Genomic DNA, 18937 nt, shown 5'->3' on the forward strand with positions numbered 1-18937 from the left:
GACTGATGTTTCCCCAGGAAAGCCATCAGCCGGAGCACCCGGATTTTGTCCGGGTTGCACCTTGGGGCGCGAATGCTATTCAACAAAGCAAATAAGGTGCAACCAGTTTCTTGAGAATAAGTTGCACCCAACTGTAAATAAATTTCAAACCCGGTTTTTTGCTCCCTTTCGGAGCAAGAACGGAAGCCAACCAGCTTAAAAAGCACCAAGCAGACGCAGCACTGCCGTACCAGAATTTATTTCCTGACGAGCTGCGTAATATTCCGATAAAAAAAGGGTTGCACCCGGTTGCACCTCAACAGTTGCACGGCTAATCTTGCCGCCAGCTGATGCCACGCCGTCGTGGCAAACATGAGGATAAAAACATGGCTACCACCACCCTTGGGGTCAAACTTGACGACCCGACCCGCGAACGCCTCAAGGCCGCCGCAACTTCGATTGATCGCACGCCGCACTGGCTGATCAAGCAGGCAATCTTCAATTACCTGGAAAAACTCGAGGGTGGTGCAACCCTGACCGAGCTGAGCGGTTTGACCAAGGATTCCGACGACAGCGTCGACGCGCCTCTGGATCACGCCCACCAGTGCTTCCTCGAATTCGCCGAAAGCATCCTGCCGCAATCGGTGCTGCGCGCCTCGATCACTGCCGCCTACCGTCGTCCTGAGCCGGAAGTGGTACCGATGCTGATCGAGCAGGCACGCCTGCCGGCACCGATGGCTGAAGCCACCAACAAACTCGCCGCATCCATCGCGGAAAAACTGCGCAATCAGAAGAGCGCTGGCGGCCGCGCCGGCATCGTTCAGGGGCTGCTGCAGGAATTCTCCCTGTCGTCCCAGGAAGGCGTGGCACTGATGTGCCTGGCCGAAGCGCTGCTGCGCATTCCGGACAAAGGCACCCGCGACGCGCTGATCCGCGACAAGATCAGCACCGGCAACTGGCAGCCGCACCTTGGCAATAGCCCATCGTTGTTCGTAAACGCTGCCACTTGGGGTCTGCTGCTGACCGGCAAGCTTGTGTCTACGCACAATGAGGCCGGCCTGACCTCATCCCTGAGCCGCATCATCGGCAAGAGCGGCGAGCCGATGATCCGCAAGGGCGTCGACATGGCCATGCGCCTGATGGGCGAGCAGTTCGTCACCGGTGAAACCATCGCCGAAGCCCTGGCCAACGCCAGCAAATTCGAAACCAAGGGCTTCCGCTATTCCTACGACATGCTGGGTGAAGCCGCACTCACCGAGCACGACGCGCAGAAGTACCTGGCCTCGTACGAACAAGCCATCCACTCGATCGGCAAAGCCTCCCACGGTCGCGGGATTTATGAAGGCCCGGGCATTTCGATCAAGCTGTCCGCCCTGCACCCACGCTACAACCGTGCCCAGTACGAGCGCGTGATGGATGAGCTGTACCCGCGCCTGCTGTCGCTGACCCTGCTGGCCAAGCAATACGACATCGGCCTGAACATCGACGCCGAAGAAGCCGACCGCCTCGAGCTGTCGCTGGATCTGCTGGAGCGCCTGTGCTTCGAGCCGCAACTGACCGGCTGGAACGGCATCGGTTTCGTGATCCAGGCTTACCAGAAGCGTTGCCCGTACGTGATCGACTACGTGATCGACCTGGCTCGCCGCAGCCGTCATCGCCTGATGATCCGCCTGGTGAAAGGCGCGTACTGGGACAGCGAAATCAAGCGCGCCCAGGTCGAAGGCCTGGAAGGCTACCCGGTCTACACCCGCAAGGTGTACACCGACGTGTCCTACATCGCCTGCGCCCGCAAGCTGCTGTCGGTACCGGAAGTCATCTACCCGCAGTTCGCCACGCACAACGCCCACACCCTGTCGGCCATTTATCACATCGCCGGCCAGAACTATTACCCGGGCCAGTACGAATTCCAGTGCCTGCACGGCATGGGTGAACCGCTGTACGAACAAGTTGTAGGCAAGGTATCCGAAGGCAAGCTGAACCGTCCGTGCCGTGTGTACGCGCCAGTCGGCACCCACGAAACCCTGCTGGCCTACCTGGTGCGTCGTCTGCTGGAAAACGGCGCGAACACTTCGTTCGTCAACCGTATCGCCGACCAGTCGATTTCGATTCAGGAACTGGTGGCCGACCCGGTGGCGAGCATCGAACAGATGGCGACCGTGGAAGGTGGTTTCGGCCTGCCGCACCCGCGCATCCCGTTGCCGCGTGACCTGTATGGCTCCGAGCGCGCCAACTCCAGCGGCATCGACATGGCCAACGAACATCGCCTGGCTTCGCTGTCCTGCGCGCTTCTCGCTACCGCACACAACCACTGGAAAGCCGCGCCGATCCTCGGCTGCGCATCCAGCAACGAAGCCCCGGCCCCGGTTTTGAACCCGTCGGACCTGCGTGACGTGGTCGGCCACGTACAGGAAGCGACCGTCGAAGATGTCGACAACGCAATCCAGTGCGCCCTGAACGCTGCACCGATCTGGCAGGCCACGCCGCCGGCCGAACGCGCCGCGATCCTGGAACGCGCCGCCGACCTGATGGAAGCCGAGATCCAGCCGCTGATGGGCCTGCTGGCTCGCGAAGCCGGCAAGACCTTCGCCAACGCCATCGCTGAAGTGCGCGAGGCCGTGGACTTCCTGCGTTACTACGCGGTGCAGGCACGCAACGATTTCACCAATGACGCCCACCGTCCGCTGGGCCCGGTGGTGTGCATCAGCCCATGGAACTTCCCGCTGGCGATCTTCAGTGGCCAGGTGGCTGCTGCACTGGCTGCCGGTAACCCGGTATTGGCCAAGCCTGCGGAGCAAACGCCGCTGGTGGCCGCTCAAGCCGTGCGCCTGCTGCTCGAAGCCGGGATTCCCGAAGGCGTGCTGCAACTGCTGCCGGGCCGTGGCGAAACCGTCGGTGCCGGCCTGGTCGGCGACGAACGCGTCAAAGGCGTGATGTTCACCGGTTCCACCGAAGTCGCGCGCTTGCTGCAACGCAACATCGCCGGCCGCCTGGACAGCCAGGGGCGTCCGATCCCGCTGATCGCCGAAACCGGTGGCCAGAACGCGATGATCGTCGACTCTTCGGCACTGACCGAACAGGTGGTGATCGACGTGGTGTCCTCGGCGTTCGACAGCGCCGGCCAGCGTTGCTCGGCCCTGCGCGTCTTGTGCCTGCAGGAAGATTCCGCCGACCGCGTCATCGAAATGCTCAAGGGCGCCATGGCTGAAAGCCGTCTCGGCAACCCCGAGCGCCTGTCCGTGGACATCGGCCCGGTGATCGACGCTGAAGCGAAAGCCGGCATCGAAAAACACATCCAGGCCATGCGCGACAAAGGTCGCAGCGTGTACCAGGTGGCCATCGCCGATGCCGAAGAAGTCAAACGCGGCACCTTCGTGATGCCGACGCTGATCGAACTGGAAAGCTTCGACGAGTTGCAGCGGGAGATCTTCGGCCCGGTGCTGCACGTGGTTCGCTACAAGCGCAAAGACATCGATCAGCTGATCGGCCAGATCAACGCATCCGGCTACGGCCTGACCCTGGGCGTGCACACCCGCATCGACGAGACCATCGCCAAGGTGATCGACAACGTCAACGCCGGTAACGTCTACGTCAACCGCAACATCGTCGGTGCCGTGGTCGGCGTGCAGCCATTCGGCGGCGAAGGCCTGTCGGGTACGGGTCCGAAGGCCGGTGGTCCGCTGTACCTGTACCGCCTGCTGTCGACGCGTCCTGCGGATGCGATCGAACAATCCTTCGCTCGCGGCGATGCTGCCGCAGCACCGGACGTTCGTATGCGCGACACCATGAGCAAGCCGTTGACGGCCCTGAAAGCCTGGGCCGACAGCAACAAGTTTGCCGACCTGAGCACCCTGTGCGTGCAGTTCGCCGCACAATCGCAAAGCGGCATCACCCGCGTTCTGGCTGGCCCGACCGGCGAGCGCAACAGCTACGCGATCCTGCCACGGGAACACGTGCTGAGCCTGGCGGAAGTCGAAGGCGATCTGCTGACGCAACTGGCGGCAGTACTGGCTGTCGGCGGTTCGGCAGTATGGCCGGAATCCGACACCAACAAGGCGCTGTTCGCACGCCTGCCGAAGGACATTCAGACGCGCATCAAGCTGGTTTCTGACTGGAACAAGGACGAAGTGGTATTTGATGCGGTTCTGCATCATGGCCATTCCGACCAGTTGCGTGCGGTTTGCCAGCAAGTTGCCAAACGTGTCGGTGCTATCGTTGGCGTGCAGGGCCTATCGCAAGGCGAAACCAACATTGCGCTGGAACGCCTGGTGATCGAGCGCGCGTTGAGCGTGAACACGGCTGCGGCGGGTGGTAATGCGAGCTTGATGACCATCGGTTAAACCGCCGAGTGTCAGCTGCGAAAAATGGGCGCCCTCACCGGCGCCCTTTTTTTACCTGAAACACTCGAGTGGAATACCGCACAAGACCCTGTAGGAGCCGGCTTGCTGGCGATCAATTCACCGCGGTGTATCTGATGCACCGCCATCGCCAGCAAGCCGGCTCCTACAGGTTGCGTGTTTGGCCTGTCTATCACCGTTATCAATCTTCCTTTCGCCCAAACCTCCCCCCCGCCTAGACTCGGCCCATTCCAATAAAAGGTAGGCCGCCATGTCCGAGACGTTGCTCAGTTCCCGTAATCTGGCTTTCGAGCTGTATGAAGTCCTCGATGCCGAGGGCCTGACCCAGCGTGAGCGTTTCGCCGAGCACAACCGCGAAACCTTCGATGCAGCCATCAGCACCGCCCGCAGCATCGCCGAGAAGTTCTTCGCCCCGCACAACCGCAAGGGCGACGAGAACGAGCCGCGCTATGAAAACGCTCAGGCGATTCTGATTCCGGAAGTGAAACCGGCGGTGGATGCCTTCCTCGAAGCCGGTTTCCTCAATGCCGCACGCAGTTTCGACGCCGGCGGTATGCAGCTTCCTACACTGCTCTCCCAGGCCTGCTTTGCCCACTTTCAATCGGCCAACGCCGCATCGACGTCCTATCCGTTCCTGACCATGGGTGCGGCGAATCTGATCGAAAGCTTCGGCACCGATGAGCAAAAGCGTCGCTTCCTGCAACCGATGATCGACGGCCGCTTCTTTGGCACCATGGCCCTGACCGAACCGCACGCGGGTTCGTCGCTGTCGGATATTCGTACCCGAGCAGAGCCGGCGCCTGACGGCACTTATCGCCTCAAGGGCAACAAGATCTTCATCTCCGGCGGCGATCATCCACTGTCGGAAAACATCGTGCACATGGTCCTGGCCAAGCTGCCAGACGCACCAGCCGGCGTGAAGGGGATTTCACTGTTCATCGTGCCCAAGTTCCTGGTCAACGATGACGGCAGCCTGGGCCAGCGCAATGACGTGCTGCTGGCTGGGCTGTTCCACAAGATGGGCTGGCGTGGCACCACGTCCACCGCGCTGAATTTCGGCGACAACGGCGAGTGCGTCGGCTATCTGGTAGGCAAGCCGCACCACGGCTTGAGCTACATGTTCCAGATGATGAACGAGGCGCGAATCGGCGTCGGCATGGGTGCTGTGATGCTCGGTTACGCCGGCTATCTGTACTCGCTGGAGTATGCCCGTGAGCGTCCGCAGGGGCGCGTGCCCGACAGCAAGGACCCGAATACTGCGCCGGTGGCAATCATTCAGCACGCCGACGTCAAACGCATGCTGCTGACGCAAAAAGCCTACGTCGAAGGCTCATTCGACCTCGGTCTGTACGCGGCGCGGTTGTTCGATGACACCACGACGCTGGAAACGGAAGCCGAACGCAAACAGGCCCATGAACTGTTGGACCTGCTGACGCCGATCGTCAAATCCTGGCCGTCGGAGTTCTGCCTGAAGGCCAACGAACTGGCGATCCAGATCCTCGGCGGCCACGGCTACACCCGCGAATACCCGGTGGAGCAGTACTACCGCGACAACCGCCTGAACCCGATCCACGAAGGCACCCACGGCATTCAGTCGCTGGACCTGCTGGGCCGCAAACTGGCGCAGAACGGTGGCGCGGGGCTCAAGCAACTGATCCGCCTGATCGCCGACACCACTGAACGCGCCCAGACATTCGAGTCGCTGACGCCACTGCGCGAACCGCTGGAGAAACTGGTGGCGCGCCTGCAAACCGTGACCATCGGCCTGTTGACCGACCTGGCCCAGGGCAAGGTCAACAGCAGCCTGGCGAACTCGGCGCTGTACCTGAAGGTGTTCGGGCACACCGTCATTGGCTGGCGCTGGCTGGAACAGGCGATTCGGGCCGAGGAAGGCTTGGCCAAGGGCAATGCGGCGGATGTGAGCTTCTATAAAGGCAAGTTGCAGGCGGCGCGCTACTTCCTGACGTGGGAAGTGCCGGGTTGCCACCATGAGCTGGCGATTCTTGAAGCTCGGGATGATGTGTGCCTGGGGATGCAGGATGAGTGGTTTTGATCAATTTTTTTCGGTGCTGCTGAAATCCAATCGCGGGCAAGCCCGCTCCCACAAGTTTTGCGGTGAACACAGGATTGTGGTTCTACGCTGATCCTGTGGGAGCGGGCTTGCCCGCGATGGCGTCAGCACAGACAACGCATTTATCAGCTCAGACGAAACCCACCCATCTGCCGCGCCAGATCATCCGCCAACCGCTGCAACGTCTGGCAATCATCCCGACAGGCCCTGACCTCCCCCGCCGTCGCCCGCGCGAGATCGGAAATGCCCTGCACGTTACGGTTGATCTCCTCAGTCACCGCCGACTGCTCTTCGGTTGCAGTCGCGACCTGATGGTTCATGTCGCTGATGCGTTCCACCTGACCGGTAATCGCCGTCAACGACGCACCAGTCCTCTGGCTCGACTCCACACCGGTACCCGTGGCCGCTTGCCCGGTATGCATCGACGACACTGCGTTCTCGGCACCCTGCTTGAGGCTGCCGATCATCTGCTGGATTTCATCGGTGGACGATTGCGTACGCCGCGCCAGGGTGCGCACTTCATCGGCCACCACGGCAAACCCGCGCCCCATGTCGCCGGCTCGCGCCGCTTCGATAGCGGCGTTGAGCGCCAGCAGGTTGGTCTGCTCGGAAATCCCGCGAATCACCGCCAGCACCTGATCGATGGACGCCACTTGATGGGCCAGATCCCCCACCGCCGTGGCCGCAACACCGATTTCCCGGGACATGCTTTCAATGTGGCGGATCGAACCACCCACCACCTCCCGCGCTTGCAGCGCTTCGTCACGGGCGGTTTGTGAAGCGAATGCCGCGTTACCGGCGTTCTGCGCGATGTCCTGCACAGTCAGGCCCATTTCATGTACCGCGGTGGCGACCATGTCGGTCATTTCCTGCTGGCGTCCGGAACGTTCGGCGGTGTTGTCCACCACCCGCGCCACCTGCCCGACAGCAGTGCGCAGGTGTTCGCTGGTGGTCAGCACTTCACCGATCATGTCGCGCTGACTGTCGAGGAACCGATTGAAGCCACGCGCCAGGTCGCCCAGCTCATCGGCGCGACTGGAATCTAACCGGTGGGTCAAATCTCCACCACCGCTACCAATGGCAACCAGTGCCGCTGTTACCTGACGAATCGGCCGCACCAGTCCACGGGCCAGCAGCACCACCAGCAACAGGCACACCATCGCCACTGCCAGGCCGATACCGCTGCTCATCCACATGGCGCGGCGGGCTTCGGCGTAGATCTGCGACTGCGGCACTTCGGCCACCAAGGTCCAATCGAGATCGCGCAATGGCAGGCTCAACGCGAGAAAGTCTTCGCCGTCACGCTGGAAGCCGCTACTGGTGGCAACTTTTTGACTGATCACCGCTTGTGCTGCCGTAGCACCAATCTGCTCGGCCAGGGTGCGCTTGCCACTGAATTGCGCTTCTGGATGGACCTGGATCAAACCGTCGGAACGCACGAGATAGACCTTGCCGCGCTCACCGAAACTGAAATTGTGGATCAGTTCCGACAGCTCTTTCATGCTCAGGCCCAGCCCGGCAACGCCCACGACTTTACCGGCCTGCTCGACTTTGAGGTCGATGAACAGCGCCAATTCTCCGGTGGCCGTGTCGTTGTCGATATTGAGGGTGCGCGGCTGATTGCTGTCGAGGAACGCATAGAACCAGGCATCCTTCGGGTTGGTACGACTGAGCGTACGGTCCAGGCCTTTTTCGGTGAAGTAATGGTTGGACGCGGTGCCGACAATCAGCGCGGTAAAGGCCTTGTGCTCGGCGCGGATGCCTTCGAGGTAGGTAGTGAAAGTGCCGGCCTGGGCGCGGTCTTCACCCCCGGCCAGCCAGTCGCGCACCATGCTGTTGCTGGCGATGTCCTTGGCGGCCGTGAGGGGCTGAACAAGGATGCGCTCGATGTCGTTGCGCATCGCTTCGATGCTCGACGGTAAGGCTTGCTCGACCAGATAGTTCTGCGCCAGCCGATTGACCACCAGGGTATAGATGCCAACTACGATCAGAATACTGACCAGCAAGGCGCTGCCCATACTCAGGATCAATTGCCATTGAATACTGCGTCGCCAGAACTGCATGGAGCACCCCCAAAGAATAAGAGGCTGAAACACTGCAACAGCCGTGCCGATTGTATACAAACCAGGCGACAATCTATTCTTTGGTTGTGCGCAAAGCCGATCAGGCCTGATTGATCGTCTTGGAGATCACTTCAACCGTGGCGCTGACTTGCTCTTGGTAACGGTCGAGTTCGAGCTTGTGCTGCCTCAAATCCTAATGAATCGCCTCAAATACAAATGAAACCGCCGGTCGGCACCTGTCAACTTTGACAGGTTACAGCAAGGCGAAAAATGCGTAGCGTCTGAAACTCCGAAGGGGCATGCCAAAGGAGGCCGCCATGAACGGGGACAAACGCGAAAAAACAATTGAAATTCTCGAATATCCATTTCCGTTAGACGCAATGCTGCAATTCGTAAGTGCGGGCCAAAAAATAGGCATTACTTCGTCTACCCTGAAATTAGTAAAGCTTAGAACCTTCATAAGATCCGAGAAAGACCAAAGTTACTTGATCAAAGTCGAGGCCGAGGATGAAACTTACCATTCAACCCAACCCATCGACGTTAGTAGATATGCTGTATGGGCTATAAAGGGAGATAAAGTAGACACTCCTAATGGTCAATGGACAGTGCTGGGAAAAAGATACACCGAAACGCCTGCCGGATTTGACATTACGATTTTTTTGACAACCATCTCCGGAAAAACACATGAGGAAACCGTCAGTACAAAGGCTTTGGTCCCAGACCAAGAGGAAATGCTAAGGTGTATCCATGTCGGTGAGCAAATCGGCGACCAATTCAATCAGGAGACTGTCGGTGAAAAGAAATATATAACCGGGGACGAGCCAGGTTATCAAATCAGAATTGAAACTAGCCGTCGTCAGATCACCGCAACCGAGTCAACCGATATGTATAGGCGAGCTGAAGTTTGTCAGATCCTAGAATATCAGGATGAGGGGCCCGGGTATGTGTTTATCATATATGACAAGCGCTTCACAAAGAACGCGAATGGAGATTATACCGTTGGAATTTGGCTCCAATAAATCGCTCTTTTTTGAAAAGAGCGATTCCGTAATAAGACAATCACCAAGCGCCTAACCCTGATTGATGGCCTTCGCGATAGTCTCGACCGTGGCGCTGACTTGCTCTTGGTAACGGTCGAGTTCGAGCTTGTGCTGTTTCTGCATTTCAATCTGCTGGGAGCACAGATTCATCGCCGCCAGCACCAGCAGTCGGTCACCGATCAGCGTCGGGTACTTCCTCTTGGTTTCGGCCAGGGCTGCCTTCAACATCATCGCGGCGTCCAACAGGGTCTGTTCTTCCCCGGCCGGTGCCTTGATCGAATAGTCCTCCCCCAGGATCGAGACGACTTTTACCCCTGCGGCGTTGTAACTCATGCGCTGACAGGGCCTGCGCTGACGCGCTCAACCAGGGCCTGAATGCGGGCAGCCGTGGCGCCTTGCTTCTCTTCCTGTTCCATCAGGCTCAGTTGCAGGCTTTCGTTTTCATCCTTGGCCTGGGCCAGTTCTGCGGTCAGGGTCTGGTTGGTGCCAAGCAGGGTCTGGTTCTGCTGTACCAGGTCGCTGACCAGTTGTTCCAATTGGCTTAGAGATGCTTCCAACATTTTGATTTTCCGGGCTTTTTCAAAGGGCGCGTACGATAAAGAAAAGTCACCGTGGATGCCAGGGTTATACAGGCGCAAAGCCTTGATTCTGCTGACGGGCGACCTTCCTCGCGAGTTTTAAAGACTGCGATTGGCCAATCTGGTTCCTGCACTTCGTCGCCACAAGGTGCAACCGGCTGAAACACGTCCGGCTCAAGGCTTGAGTCCGGCGACCGATAAGTCATTCATACAGCAGCTTCAGCCCCGCACGGATGCGCTCTTTCCCGGTAAACGCCCATTCCCTGTAGGAGCTGGCTTGCCAGCGAAGAGGCCCTCAATAACTGCAATAGTCTTGAGGCAGCCTTCGCTGGCAAGCCAGCTCCTACAGGCGATCGAGCAGGGAGTGATTCAACCGCGGTATTTTGATCTGCAAAAGCTTTTTGACAGCATCACATTTCAACAGGTTAGAATCGCTGGCACGCGGACTGCATGGTCAGTTTGTGCCCGCCTTTCAGCTTTCTGGAGTACCGCCTTTGAATGCGACGACCATCAACAGCCTGTTCTTGATCGGCGCGTTGCTGGTAGGTGCGAGCATTCTGGTGAGCTCACTTTCGTCTCGCCTCGGTATCCCGATTCTGGTGATTATCCTGGCCGTCGGCATGGCGGCCGGCGTCGATGGCGGCGGCATTATTTTCGACAACTACCCCACGGCTTATCTGGTCGGCAACCTCGCACTGGCAGTCATCCTGCTCGACGGTGGCTTGCGTACCCGGGTGTCGAGTTTCCGCGTGGCGTTATGGCCGGCATTGTCTCTCGCTACCGTCGGGGTCCTGATAACCACCGGGCTGACCGGCATGGCGGCCGCATGGCTGTTCAATCTGAACCTGATCCAGGGCCTGCTGATCGGCGCCATCGTCGGCTCCACCGACGCCGCGGCGGTGTTCTCGCTATTGGGCGGCAAAGGCCTGAACGAACGGGTTACCGCCAGCCTTGAAATCGAGTCCGGCAGCAATGACCCGATGGCGGTGTTCCTCACCGTCACCCTGATCGACATGCTCGCCAGCGGCCAGACCGGCCTGCACTGGAGCCTGCTGACCCACCTGATCCGCGAATTCGGCATCGGTAGCGTCATCGGCCTGGGCGGTGGCTGGCTGATGCTGCAACTGGTCAACCGCATCAACCTGGCCACCGGCCTGTATCCGATTCTGGTCATTGCCGGTGGCCTGGTGGTGTTTGCCCTGACAAATGCCCTGCACGGCAGCGGCTTCCTTGCGGTTTACCTGTGTGGATTGATGATCGGCAACCGTCCGGTGCGCAGCCGCCACGGCATTTTGCACATGCTCGACGGCATGGCCTGGCTGGCGCAGATCGGCATGTTCCTGGTGCTGGGGCTGCTGGTGACGCCTCACGATCTGCTGCCTATTGCCTTGCCGGCGCTGGCACTGGCGCTGTGGATGATTCTGTTCGCCCGGCCACTGTCGGTGTTGGTTGGCCTGCTGCCGTTCAAAGCATTCCATGGTCGCGAGAAAGCGTTCATCTCCTGGGTCGGCTTGCGCGGCGCGGTCCCGATCATTCTGGCGGTGTTCCCGCTGATGGCCGGCCTGCCCAACGCCCAGCTGTACTTCAACCTCGCGTTCTTTATCGTGCTGGTGTCGCTGCTGGTTCAGGGCACGAGTCTGCCGTGGGTCGCCAAGCTGTTGAAAGTGACGGTGCCACCGGAGCCTGCTCCCATCTCCCGCTCGGCCCTGGAAGTGCATGTCACCAGCGAGTGGGAACTGTTCGTTTATCGCCTCGGCGCGGAAAAATGGTGCATCGGTTCACCCCTGCGCGAGCTGAAAATGCCCGAAGGCACCCGCATCGCCGCCCTGTTTCGTGGTCAACAATTGCTCCATCCGTCGGGTAGTACGGTGCTCGAAGTCGGTGATTTACTGTGTGTCATCGGCCATGAACACAACTTGCCGGCCCTCGGAAAACTCTTCAGCCAGGCGCCACAACGAGGCCTGGATCTACGCTTCTTCGGTGACTTCGTACTGGAAGGAGACGCCCAGCTGGCCGCGGTTGCGGCCCTGTATGGGCTGAAAGTCGAAGGCATCGATCCGGACATGTCCCTGGGCCGCTTCATTGCCCAGAAAGTCGGCGGTGCACCGGTGGTGGGTGACCAGGTGGAATGGAACAACACCATCTGGACCGTGGCGGTCATGGACGGGAACAAGATCGGCAAAGTGGGCGTCAGATTCCCCGAAGGAAGTCGCCCGAGCCCCGGCCTCTTCCTCTAAACTGCTTCCACTATCATTTGCTTGACCGGTCTTTATGCCTAACCTGCGCTCCATTTTCGCCATTGCCCTGCTGGGCTTGAGTCTCTCTGTCGGCCCCCTTGGGTTATCGCAAGCGGCGCAAGCGGCCGAACCGCCCTCCAGCGAAGCCGTGCAGGCGAGCCTGGACAAGATCGCCGACCGCAAATTGCCGGAAGCCGATCAGAAGGCCCTGCAAACCGTCCTGCAAAGCACGCTGACCCAGCTCAACAACAAGCGTGACTACGAGCAGAAGCTGGCCGATCTCAAGCAAACGTTGAGTTCTGCACCCAAGCAGACGCTCGAGAACCAGCGTGAACTGACCCGCCTCAAGGCCAGCACCTTGGTACCGGTGGCGCAGCGTTTCGCCAAGGAACCGATCCAGCAGCTGGAGCAAATGCTCACCGAGCGCTCCACCCAGCAAAGCGATCTGCAAAAAGCCCTGGGCGACGCCAACAGCCTGATCATCACCGCCCAGACCCGCCCCGAGCGCGCCCAGGCGGAGATATCCAGCAGCCAGACGCGCATTCAGCAGATCAACAACATCCTCAAGAACGGCAAGGATGGTGGCAAGGCCTTGAGCGCCGAGCAGCGCGACCAGCTCAATGCCGAGCTGGCAGCGCTGAACGCCCTGATCCCGCTGCGCCGCCAGGAACTGGCCGGCAATACCCAATTGCAAGACCTCGGCAGCAGCCAGCATGACCTGTTGTCGGAGCGATCCGATCGCCTGGATCGGGAAATCCAGGAACTGCAAACCCTGATCAACCAGAAGCGTCTGGCGTTGTCCCAGGAAACGGTCACCCAGCAATCCATCGAAGCGCAGAAAGCTGGCGGCAGCAGCCTGCTGGCCACCGAAAGTGCGGCCAACCTGAAGCTCTCGGACTACCTGCTCAAAAGCACCGACCGCCTCAACGAAGTCACCCAGCAAAACCTGCAGACCAAGCAACAGCTCGACAGTCTGACTCAGAGCGACTCGGCCCTGGACGAGCAAATCAACGTGCTCAAAGGCAGCCTGCTGCTCTCGAAGATTCTCTACAAACAGAAGCAAGCGTTGCCGCGCCTGCGGCTCGACCGCAACCTGGCCGACCAGATTGCCGACATTCGCCTGTATCAGTTCGAAGTCAGCCAGCAACGGGAGTTGCTGAGCAACCCGACCACCTACGTCGAGAACCTGCTGTCGACCCAGCCGCCCGAGCAAGTCACACCGCAGCTGCGCAAAAGCCTGATGGAACTGGCCACCACCCGCGCCGACCTGCTGGAGCGCCTCAATCGCGAACTGAGCGCGGTGCTCAATGAATCCATCACCCTGCAACTGAACCAGAAGCAACTGCTCAGCACAGCGCAAAGCCTGCGGGCGACCCTCGATGAACAGATGTTCTGGATTCCGAGCAACAAGCCACTGGACCCGGAGTGGTTTCGCAGTGTGCCGGATCGCCTCCAGCATCAACTCGATTCACTACCGGTACTTTCAAGCCTGAGCGAACTGGCTGATGGCCTGACCCAGCGCCCGCTGCTGTTCCTGCCGCTGGCACTGCTGATCGGCGCGCTGCTGTGGCGCCGCAAGAATCTGTACGCGCGACTGAACAAGGTTCACCAGGACATCGGTCACTTCAAACGCGATAGCCAGTGGCATACGCCGCAGGCGATCCTGGTCAATATTCTCCTGGCGATGCCGGTTTCCCTGGGCCTGGCATTGTGCGGGCTGGCCCTGCAAATCGACGCCCGTGGACAGAACGCCAATATGGGTGCGGCGTTACTGCAGATGGCCGGGGCCTGGCTGGTGTTCTACACCGCCTACCGGATCCTCGCGCCGGGTGGTGTGGCGGAACTGCATTTCCGTTGGGAAAAGCCCCAAGTGGAATTCCTGCGCAGGTGGGTCCGTCGCCTGGGCATGGTGGTCATGGCGCTGGTGACCGTGGTGGCGGTTGCCGAACTGCAGCCGGCGGCGCTGGCCGATGACGTGATCGGCATGCCGGTGGTGCTCACCTGCTACGCCTTGATGACCTTGCTGCTCAGCCGTTTGCTCATCAGCAGCCCGACCCACAAAAACGCCTCGCTGTTCCGCAAGGTGGTGGGGATCCTGTTCACCGCCCTGCCCGTCGCGCTGTTCGTGGCAGTGTGTTTCGGCTACTACTACACCGCGCTGAAACTCAGTGACCGCTTGATCAACACGCTGTACCTGCTGATGTTCTGGCTGGTAATCGAAGCCACGTTCGTGCGCGGCCTCAGCGTGGCGGCCCGCCGCCTGGCTTACCAGCGCGCCCTGACCAAGCGGCTGGCCACCAAGGAGGCCGGCGACGGCGAAGCGGTGATCGAAGAGCCGAGCATGGACATCGAAAAGGTCAACGAACAGTCCCTGCGACTGATCCGCCTGGCGCTGCTCGGCGGCTTCATGGCAGCTCTGTATTGGGTCTGGGCCGACCTGATCTCGGTGTTCTCGTACCTGGACAACATCACCCTCTACGAATACACCAGCGGTACCGGCGCCAACATGAGCATGGTGCCGATCAGCATCGGCGACATGCTCGGCGCGCTGATCATCATCGGCATCACCTTCGCCCTGGCGCGCAACTTGCCGGGCCTGCTGGAAGTGTTCGTGCTGTCGAAACTCAACCTGGCCCAGGGCAGCGCCTACGCGACCACCACGTTGCTCTCGTATGTGATTGCCGGCGTCGGTTTCGTCTCGACGCTGTCGACCCTCGGTGTCAGCTGGGACAAGTTGCAATGGCTGGTGGCGGCACTGTCGGTCGGCCTCGGTTTCGGCATGCAGGAGATTTTCGCGAATTTCATCTCCGGCATCATGATCCTGTTCGAACGTCCGGTGCGGATCGGCGACACCATCACCATCGGCAACCTGTCGGGCACCGTGAGCAAGATTCGCATCCGCGCCACGACCATCACCGACTTCGACCGCAAGGACATCATCGTCCCGAACAAGACGTTCATTACCGGGCAACTGATCAACTGGTCGCTGACCGACACCATCACCCGGGTGACCCTCAAGCTCGGCGTCGACTACGGCTCGGACCTGGACCTGGTGAAAGAACTGCTGCTCAAGGCGGCCCGCGATAACCCGCGCGTCCTGAAGGACCCGGAGCCGCATGTGTACTTCCTGAATTTCGGCGAAAGCACCCTGGACCACGAGTTGCGCATGCACGTGCGCGACCTCGGCGACCGCAACCCGGTGCTCGACGAGGTCAACCGCTTCATCAACCGCGAGTTCAAGAAGCAGCACATCAATATCTCGTTCCGGCAGATGGAGGTTTACCTCAAGAACCTGCACGGCCAGGAATACAAGATGGTGCCAATCGAGCCGGAAGCGAAAACCATCGTGCCACTGGTCGACGGCAAACCGTCGCAAGAACCGCCCGCCGCCAAACTCGACTAACCGGCCTTTCCCCAGCAGAATGCTCGGACATTCTGCTGGAGCCGGCCCTTGAAAGCCCTCGACGAACTGACCTTCGATAATCGCTACGACCGCCTGGGCGACGCGTTTTCCGCCCATGTGCTGCCCGAGCCCATCGACAATCCGCGCCTGGTCGTGGCCAGCCCAGCCGCCATGGCGCTGCTCGACCTCGACCCGGCCGTGGCCGAAACCCCGGAGTTCGCCGAACTGTTCAGCGGCCACAAGCTCTGGGCCGACGCGATCCCGAGGGCGATGGTCTATTCCGGGCATCAGTTCGGTTCCTACAACCCGCAACTGGGCGACGGTCGTGGCCTGCTGCTGGGCGAGGTGTACAACGAGGCCGGCGAGCACTGGGACCTGCACCTCAAGGGCGCCGGCCAGACGCCGTTTTCTCGCATGGGCGATGGCCGGGCGGTACTGCGTTCGTCGATCCGCGAATTCCTCGCGTCCGAAGCCCTGAACGCCCTGAACATCCCGACCACCCGCGCCCTGTGCGTGATCGGCTCAGACACCCCGGTGTGGCGCGAAAAACAGGAACGCGCAGCCATGATCCTGCGTCTGGCGCCGAGCCATGTGCGCTTCGGCCACTTCGAATATTTCTACTACACCAAGCGCCCCGAGCAGCAGAAAGTACTGGGTGATCACGTACTGGCCATGCACTTCCCGCAATGCCTGGAGCAACCGGAACCGTACCTGGCGATGTTCCGCGAAGTGGTCGAGCGCAATGCCGAACTGATCGCCAAGTGGCAGGCCTATGGCTTCTGCCACGGGGTGATGAACACCGACAACATGTCGATCCTCGGCATCACCTTCGATTTCGGCCCGTTCGCCTTCCTCGACGACTTCGACGCCAACTTCATCTGCAATCACTCCGACGACCAGGGCCGTTACTCCTTCAGCAACCAGGTGCCGATTGGCCAGTGGAACCTCAGCGCATTGGCCCAGGCCCTGACGCCGTTCATCAGCGTCGAAGCCCTGCGCGAAACCCTCGGCCTGTACCTGCCGCTGTTCCAGGCCCATTACCTGGACCTGATGCGCCGCCGCCTCGGCCTGACCACTGCGCAGGAAGATGACCAGACATTGCTCGAGAGCCTGCTGCAACTCATGCAAAACAGCGGCGTCGACTACAGCCTGTTTTTCCGTCGCCTGGGTGATGACGCACCGGAACAGGCCATCACCCGCCTGCGTGATGACTTCGTCGACCTCAAGGGCTTTGATGCCTGGGGCGAGCGCTATATCGCCCGGGTAGCCCGTGAAGGTGCACATGATCAAGAGCAACGTCGCCAACGAATGCACGCCGTCAACCCGCTGTACATCCTGCGCAACTACCTGGCACAAAAGGCCATCACTGCGGCAGAAAGCGGCGACTACTCGGAAGTCCGCCGACTGCACGCGGTGCTGAGCAATCCGTTCGAGGAACAACCGGGGATGGAAAGCTACGCAGAAAGGCCGCCGGAGTGGGGCAAGCATCTGGAGATCAGTTGTTCGTCGTGAGGCGGCGCACAATTGAAAACCTGGAGATACGACTCCAGATAGGGATCATTCGCTTTCGACTGGACGACTTGTCATGACCGACCCACTCCTCATCCCCTGCCCCCACTGCAACGGCCTCAACCGCATTCCCGCCGAGCGTCTCAACGATCACCCCAGATGCGGACGCTGCAAGGCCGAAGTCCTGCTGAACAAACCGTTTGAATTGAAGCAAGGCGACTACGCCAGCCAGATCAAGGGTGATCTGCCGCTGCTGGTGGACGTATGGGCGGACTGGTGCGGACCGTGCAAGTCGTTTGCACCGGTGTTCGAGCAGGCGGCCGGGCAACTGGAGGGCAAGTGTCGACTGGCCAAACTGGACAGCGAGGCGAACCAGCAGTTATCGGCGCAGTTGGGGATTCGCTCGATTCCGAGCCTGATCCTGTTCAAAAACGGCCGGGAAATCGCCCGGCAGAGCGGGGCCTTCCCGTTACAGCAACTGATGAGCTGGTTGCGTAGCCAGGGGATCTGAAACACCACATACCCTGTAGGAGCGAGCTTGCTCGCGATTGCGGTGTATCAGTCAACAGAGATGTTGAATGTGACTCCCTCATCGCGAGCAAGCTCGCTCCTACAGAGTTCTATGCAGTCAGCCAGAATCAGGCGTTTTCCAGCAGGTTGTGCAACTCGACAAACTGCTGAGTCAGCTTGTGCCGCGGGTCGAGATGGATCAGCGGTGTATTGGCCTGGTGGGATTCGCGCATGCGCACCGAGCTGGCCAGGTACACCGGCAACACCGGCAGGCCTTCGGCGATCAGTTCGTCGAGAATTTGCTGGGGCAGGCTGGCGCGGGCCTGGAACTGGTTGACGACGATGCCTTCGACTTCCAGGCCTTCGTTGTGGTCATCCTTCAACTCTTCGATTTCCGCCATCAGGCCGTACAGTGCCTGGCGCGAGAAACTATCGCAATCGAAGGGAATCAACACACGATCGGCGGCAATCAATGCAGAAACCGCATAGAAATTCAGCGCCGGCGGGGTATCGAGGTAAATCCGGTCGTAGTCTTCGCTCAGTTCTTCAAGCAACTTACGCAGTTTGTTGATCTTGTGCTTGGCTTCAAGCTTTGGCTGCAGGTCCGCCAGTTCGGCGGTAGCGGTAATGACGTGGAGGTTATCGAACGGGGTTTCGTAGATGTCGACCTGATTCTTCTTCGAGAAGGGCCCGGAAGACAGCGTTTGCTTGAAGAAATCGGCGATGCCCATCGGGATGTCGTTACCGGTAAGCCCCGTCAGGTACTGAGTGGAGTTGGCCTGGGCATCGAGGTCCACCAGCAGGGTGCGAAAACCCTCGCTGGCACTGACCGCCGCCAGATTGCAGGCAATGCTGGATTTGCCAACGCCACCTTTCTGATTGAACACCACGCGCCGCATGTCAAAACCTCCGTGTATCAAAGAATGACCGAGTGTAGTGGTCCGCCACGTTGCTTCGCTACCTTCTCGGTAAAGGGACTACACAGTCAGTTGCCTTCTCCTGCTTGAAAAGCCCTGAACGGTCCGATAGCTCGACGCAGGAACCGACAGACGGAGCAATGATTTTGTGAATAATTACCAATCGTTCAATTTTTGCGAGCCCGCCGCTCCATCTTGCTGAGCAAAATGTAACCAGCATTTGCTACAGGTTCCCGGCACCGGGATAATGCGCGCCACTCGGCGCCAAACGCCAC

The 18937-nt window shown here is 59.9% G+C and carries 11 protein-coding genes and 2 pseudogenes; 7 read left to right on the plus strand and 6 right to left on the minus strand.

Translation table 11 applies throughout. The features are described from left to right. Positions 1 to 365: 365 nt before the first annotated feature. Together putA and PMI31_RS06445 are read left to right on the plus strand one after the other, a co-directional pair. The gene (gene putA, locus PMI31_RS06440) at positions 366 to 4316 is read left to right on the plus strand and encodes a trifunctional transcriptional regulator/proline dehydrogenase/L-glutamate gamma-semialdehyde dehydrogenase (RefSeq protein WP_008016970.1); all 3951 of its coding nucleotides are present in this window, start codon (positions 366 to 368) and stop codon (positions 4314 to 4316) included. 268 nt (positions 4317 to 4584) lie between these two features. Next, on the plus strand, positions 4585 to 6387 hold the full coding sequence (locus tag PMI31_RS06445; protein WP_008016971.1) for an acyl-CoA dehydrogenase: 1803 nt from the start codon (positions 4585 to 4587) through the stop codon (positions 6385 to 6387). A 143-nt stretch (positions 6388 to 6530) separates the two neighbouring features. Here PMI31_RS06445 and PMI31_RS31810 read toward each other — a convergent pair whose 3' ends face one another. From PMI31_RS31810 to PMI31_RS30715, 3 genes and pseudogenes are all read right to left on the minus strand, one after another. Further along, positions 6531 to 7376, minus strand: a complete 846-nt coding sequence (locus PMI31_RS31810) for a methyl-accepting chemotaxis protein (RefSeq protein WP_443216986.1) — start codon at positions 7374 to 7376, stop codon at positions 6531 to 6533. A gap of 18 nt (positions 7377 to 7394) precedes the next feature. Then, positions 7395 to 8468 (minus strand): annotated as a pseudogene (locus PMI31_RS31815) (HAMP domain-containing protein); the annotation flags it as partial. A 100-nt stretch (positions 8469 to 8568) separates the two neighbouring features. Continuing rightward, positions 8569 to 8655, minus strand: a pseudogene (locus tag PMI31_RS30715) (cell division protein ZapA); the annotation flags it as partial. A gap of 130 nt (positions 8656 to 8785) precedes the next feature. Between PMI31_RS30715 and PMI31_RS06455 the strand changes: the two are divergent. Next, positions 8786 to 9487: a hypothetical protein gene (locus tag PMI31_RS06455; protein ID WP_008016973.1), complete on the plus strand. Its 702-nt coding sequence runs from the start codon at positions 8786 to 8788 to the stop codon at positions 9485 to 9487. A 51-nt stretch (positions 9488 to 9538) separates the two neighbouring features. Here the strand turns inward: PMI31_RS06455 and PMI31_RS06460 are convergent, their stop codons facing one another. Next, a complete protein-coding gene (locus PMI31_RS06460; protein WP_008016974.1) occupies positions 9539 to 9841 on the minus strand; it encodes a cell division protein ZapA in 303 nt (100 codons plus the stop codon). Then, complete coding sequence (locus PMI31_RS06465) at positions 9838 to 10068, minus strand: hypothetical protein (protein ID WP_007971835.1); 231 nt, start codon at positions 10066 to 10068, stop codon at positions 9838 to 9840. The genes PMI31_RS06460 and PMI31_RS06465 overlap by 4 nt, the downstream gene beginning before the upstream one ends. A 512-nt stretch (positions 10069 to 10580) precedes the next feature. On the opposite strand from PMI31_RS06465, the gene PMI31_RS06470 reads away from it, so the two are divergent. The 4 genes from PMI31_RS06470 to trxC all read left to right on the plus strand — a co-directional run bounded on the left by PMI31_RS06470 (position 10581) and on the right by trxC (position 17746). Next, positions 10581 to 12323, plus strand: coding sequence for a potassium/proton antiporter (locus PMI31_RS06470; protein WP_008016975.1), 1743 nt, complete (start codon positions 10581 to 10583; stop codon positions 12321 to 12323). A 34-nt stretch (positions 12324 to 12357) separates the two neighbouring features. Next, positions 12358 to 15726 (plus strand): mechanosensitive channel MscK, encoded by a 3369-nt coding sequence (gene mscK / locus PMI31_RS06475; protein WP_008016976.1) that lies wholly within the window; start codon positions 12358 to 12360, stop codon positions 15724 to 15726. 48 nt (positions 15727 to 15774) lie between these two features. After that, entirely contained in the window at positions 15775 to 17238 is a 1464-nt protein-coding gene (gene selO, locus PMI31_RS06480) for a protein adenylyltransferase SelO (RefSeq protein WP_008016977.1), read from the plus strand. A 73-nt stretch (positions 17239 to 17311) separates the two neighbouring features. Then, on the plus strand, positions 17312 to 17746 hold the full coding sequence (gene trxC / locus PMI31_RS06485) for a thioredoxin TrxC (protein WP_008016978.1): 435 nt from the start codon (positions 17312 to 17314) through the stop codon (positions 17744 to 17746). Positions 17747 to 17873: 127 nt separating this feature from the next. On the opposite strand, the gene PMI31_RS06490 is transcribed toward trxC, so the two are convergent. Beyond that, positions 17874 to 18644: a ParA family protein gene (locus tag PMI31_RS06490; protein WP_008016979.1), complete on the minus strand. Its 771-nt coding sequence runs from the start codon at positions 18642 to 18644 to the stop codon at positions 17874 to 17876. Between the last annotated feature and the right edge of the window lie 293 nt (positions 18645 to 18937).

Source organism: Pseudomonas sp. GM55, from assembly GCF_000282395.1.
Lineage (GTDB): Bacteria > Pseudomonadota > Gammaproteobacteria > Pseudomonadales > Pseudomonadaceae > Aquipseudomonas > Aquipseudomonas fluorescens_CC.

Coding starts and splice junctions, on each gene's coding strand:
- PMI31_RS06445 (WP_008016971.1), top strand. CDS start 4,585: ATGTCCGAGACGTTGCTCAGTTCCCGTAATCTGGCTTTCGAGCTGTAT.
- PMI31_RS06460 (WP_008016974.1), bottom strand. CDS start 9,841: ATGAGTTACAACGCCGCAGGGGTAAAAGTCGTCTCGATCCTGGGGGAG.
- PMI31_RS06465 (WP_007971835.1), bottom strand. CDS start 10,068: ATGTTGGAAGCATCTCTAAGCCAATTGGAACAACTGGTCAGCGACCTG.
- trxC (WP_008016978.1), top strand. CDS start 17,312: ATGACCGACCCACTCCTCATCCCCTGCCCCCACTGCAACGGCCTCAAC.
- mscK (WP_008016976.1), top strand. CDS start 12,358: ATGCCTAACCTGCGCTCCATTTTCGCCATTGCCCTGCTGGGCTTGAGT.
- PMI31_RS31810 (WP_443216986.1), bottom strand. CDS start 7,376: ATGATCGGTGAAGTGCTGACCACCAGCGAACACCTGCGCACTGCTGTC.
- PMI31_RS06455 (WP_008016973.1), top strand. CDS start 8,786: ATGAACGGGGACAAACGCGAAAAAACAATTGAAATTCTCGAATATCCA.
- PMI31_RS06490 (WP_008016979.1), bottom strand. CDS start 18,644: ATGCGGCGCGTGGTGTTCAATCAGAAAGGTGGCGTTGGCAAATCCAGC.
- putA (WP_008016970.1), top strand. CDS start 366: ATGGCTACCACCACCCTTGGGGTCAAACTTGACGACCCGACCCGCGAA.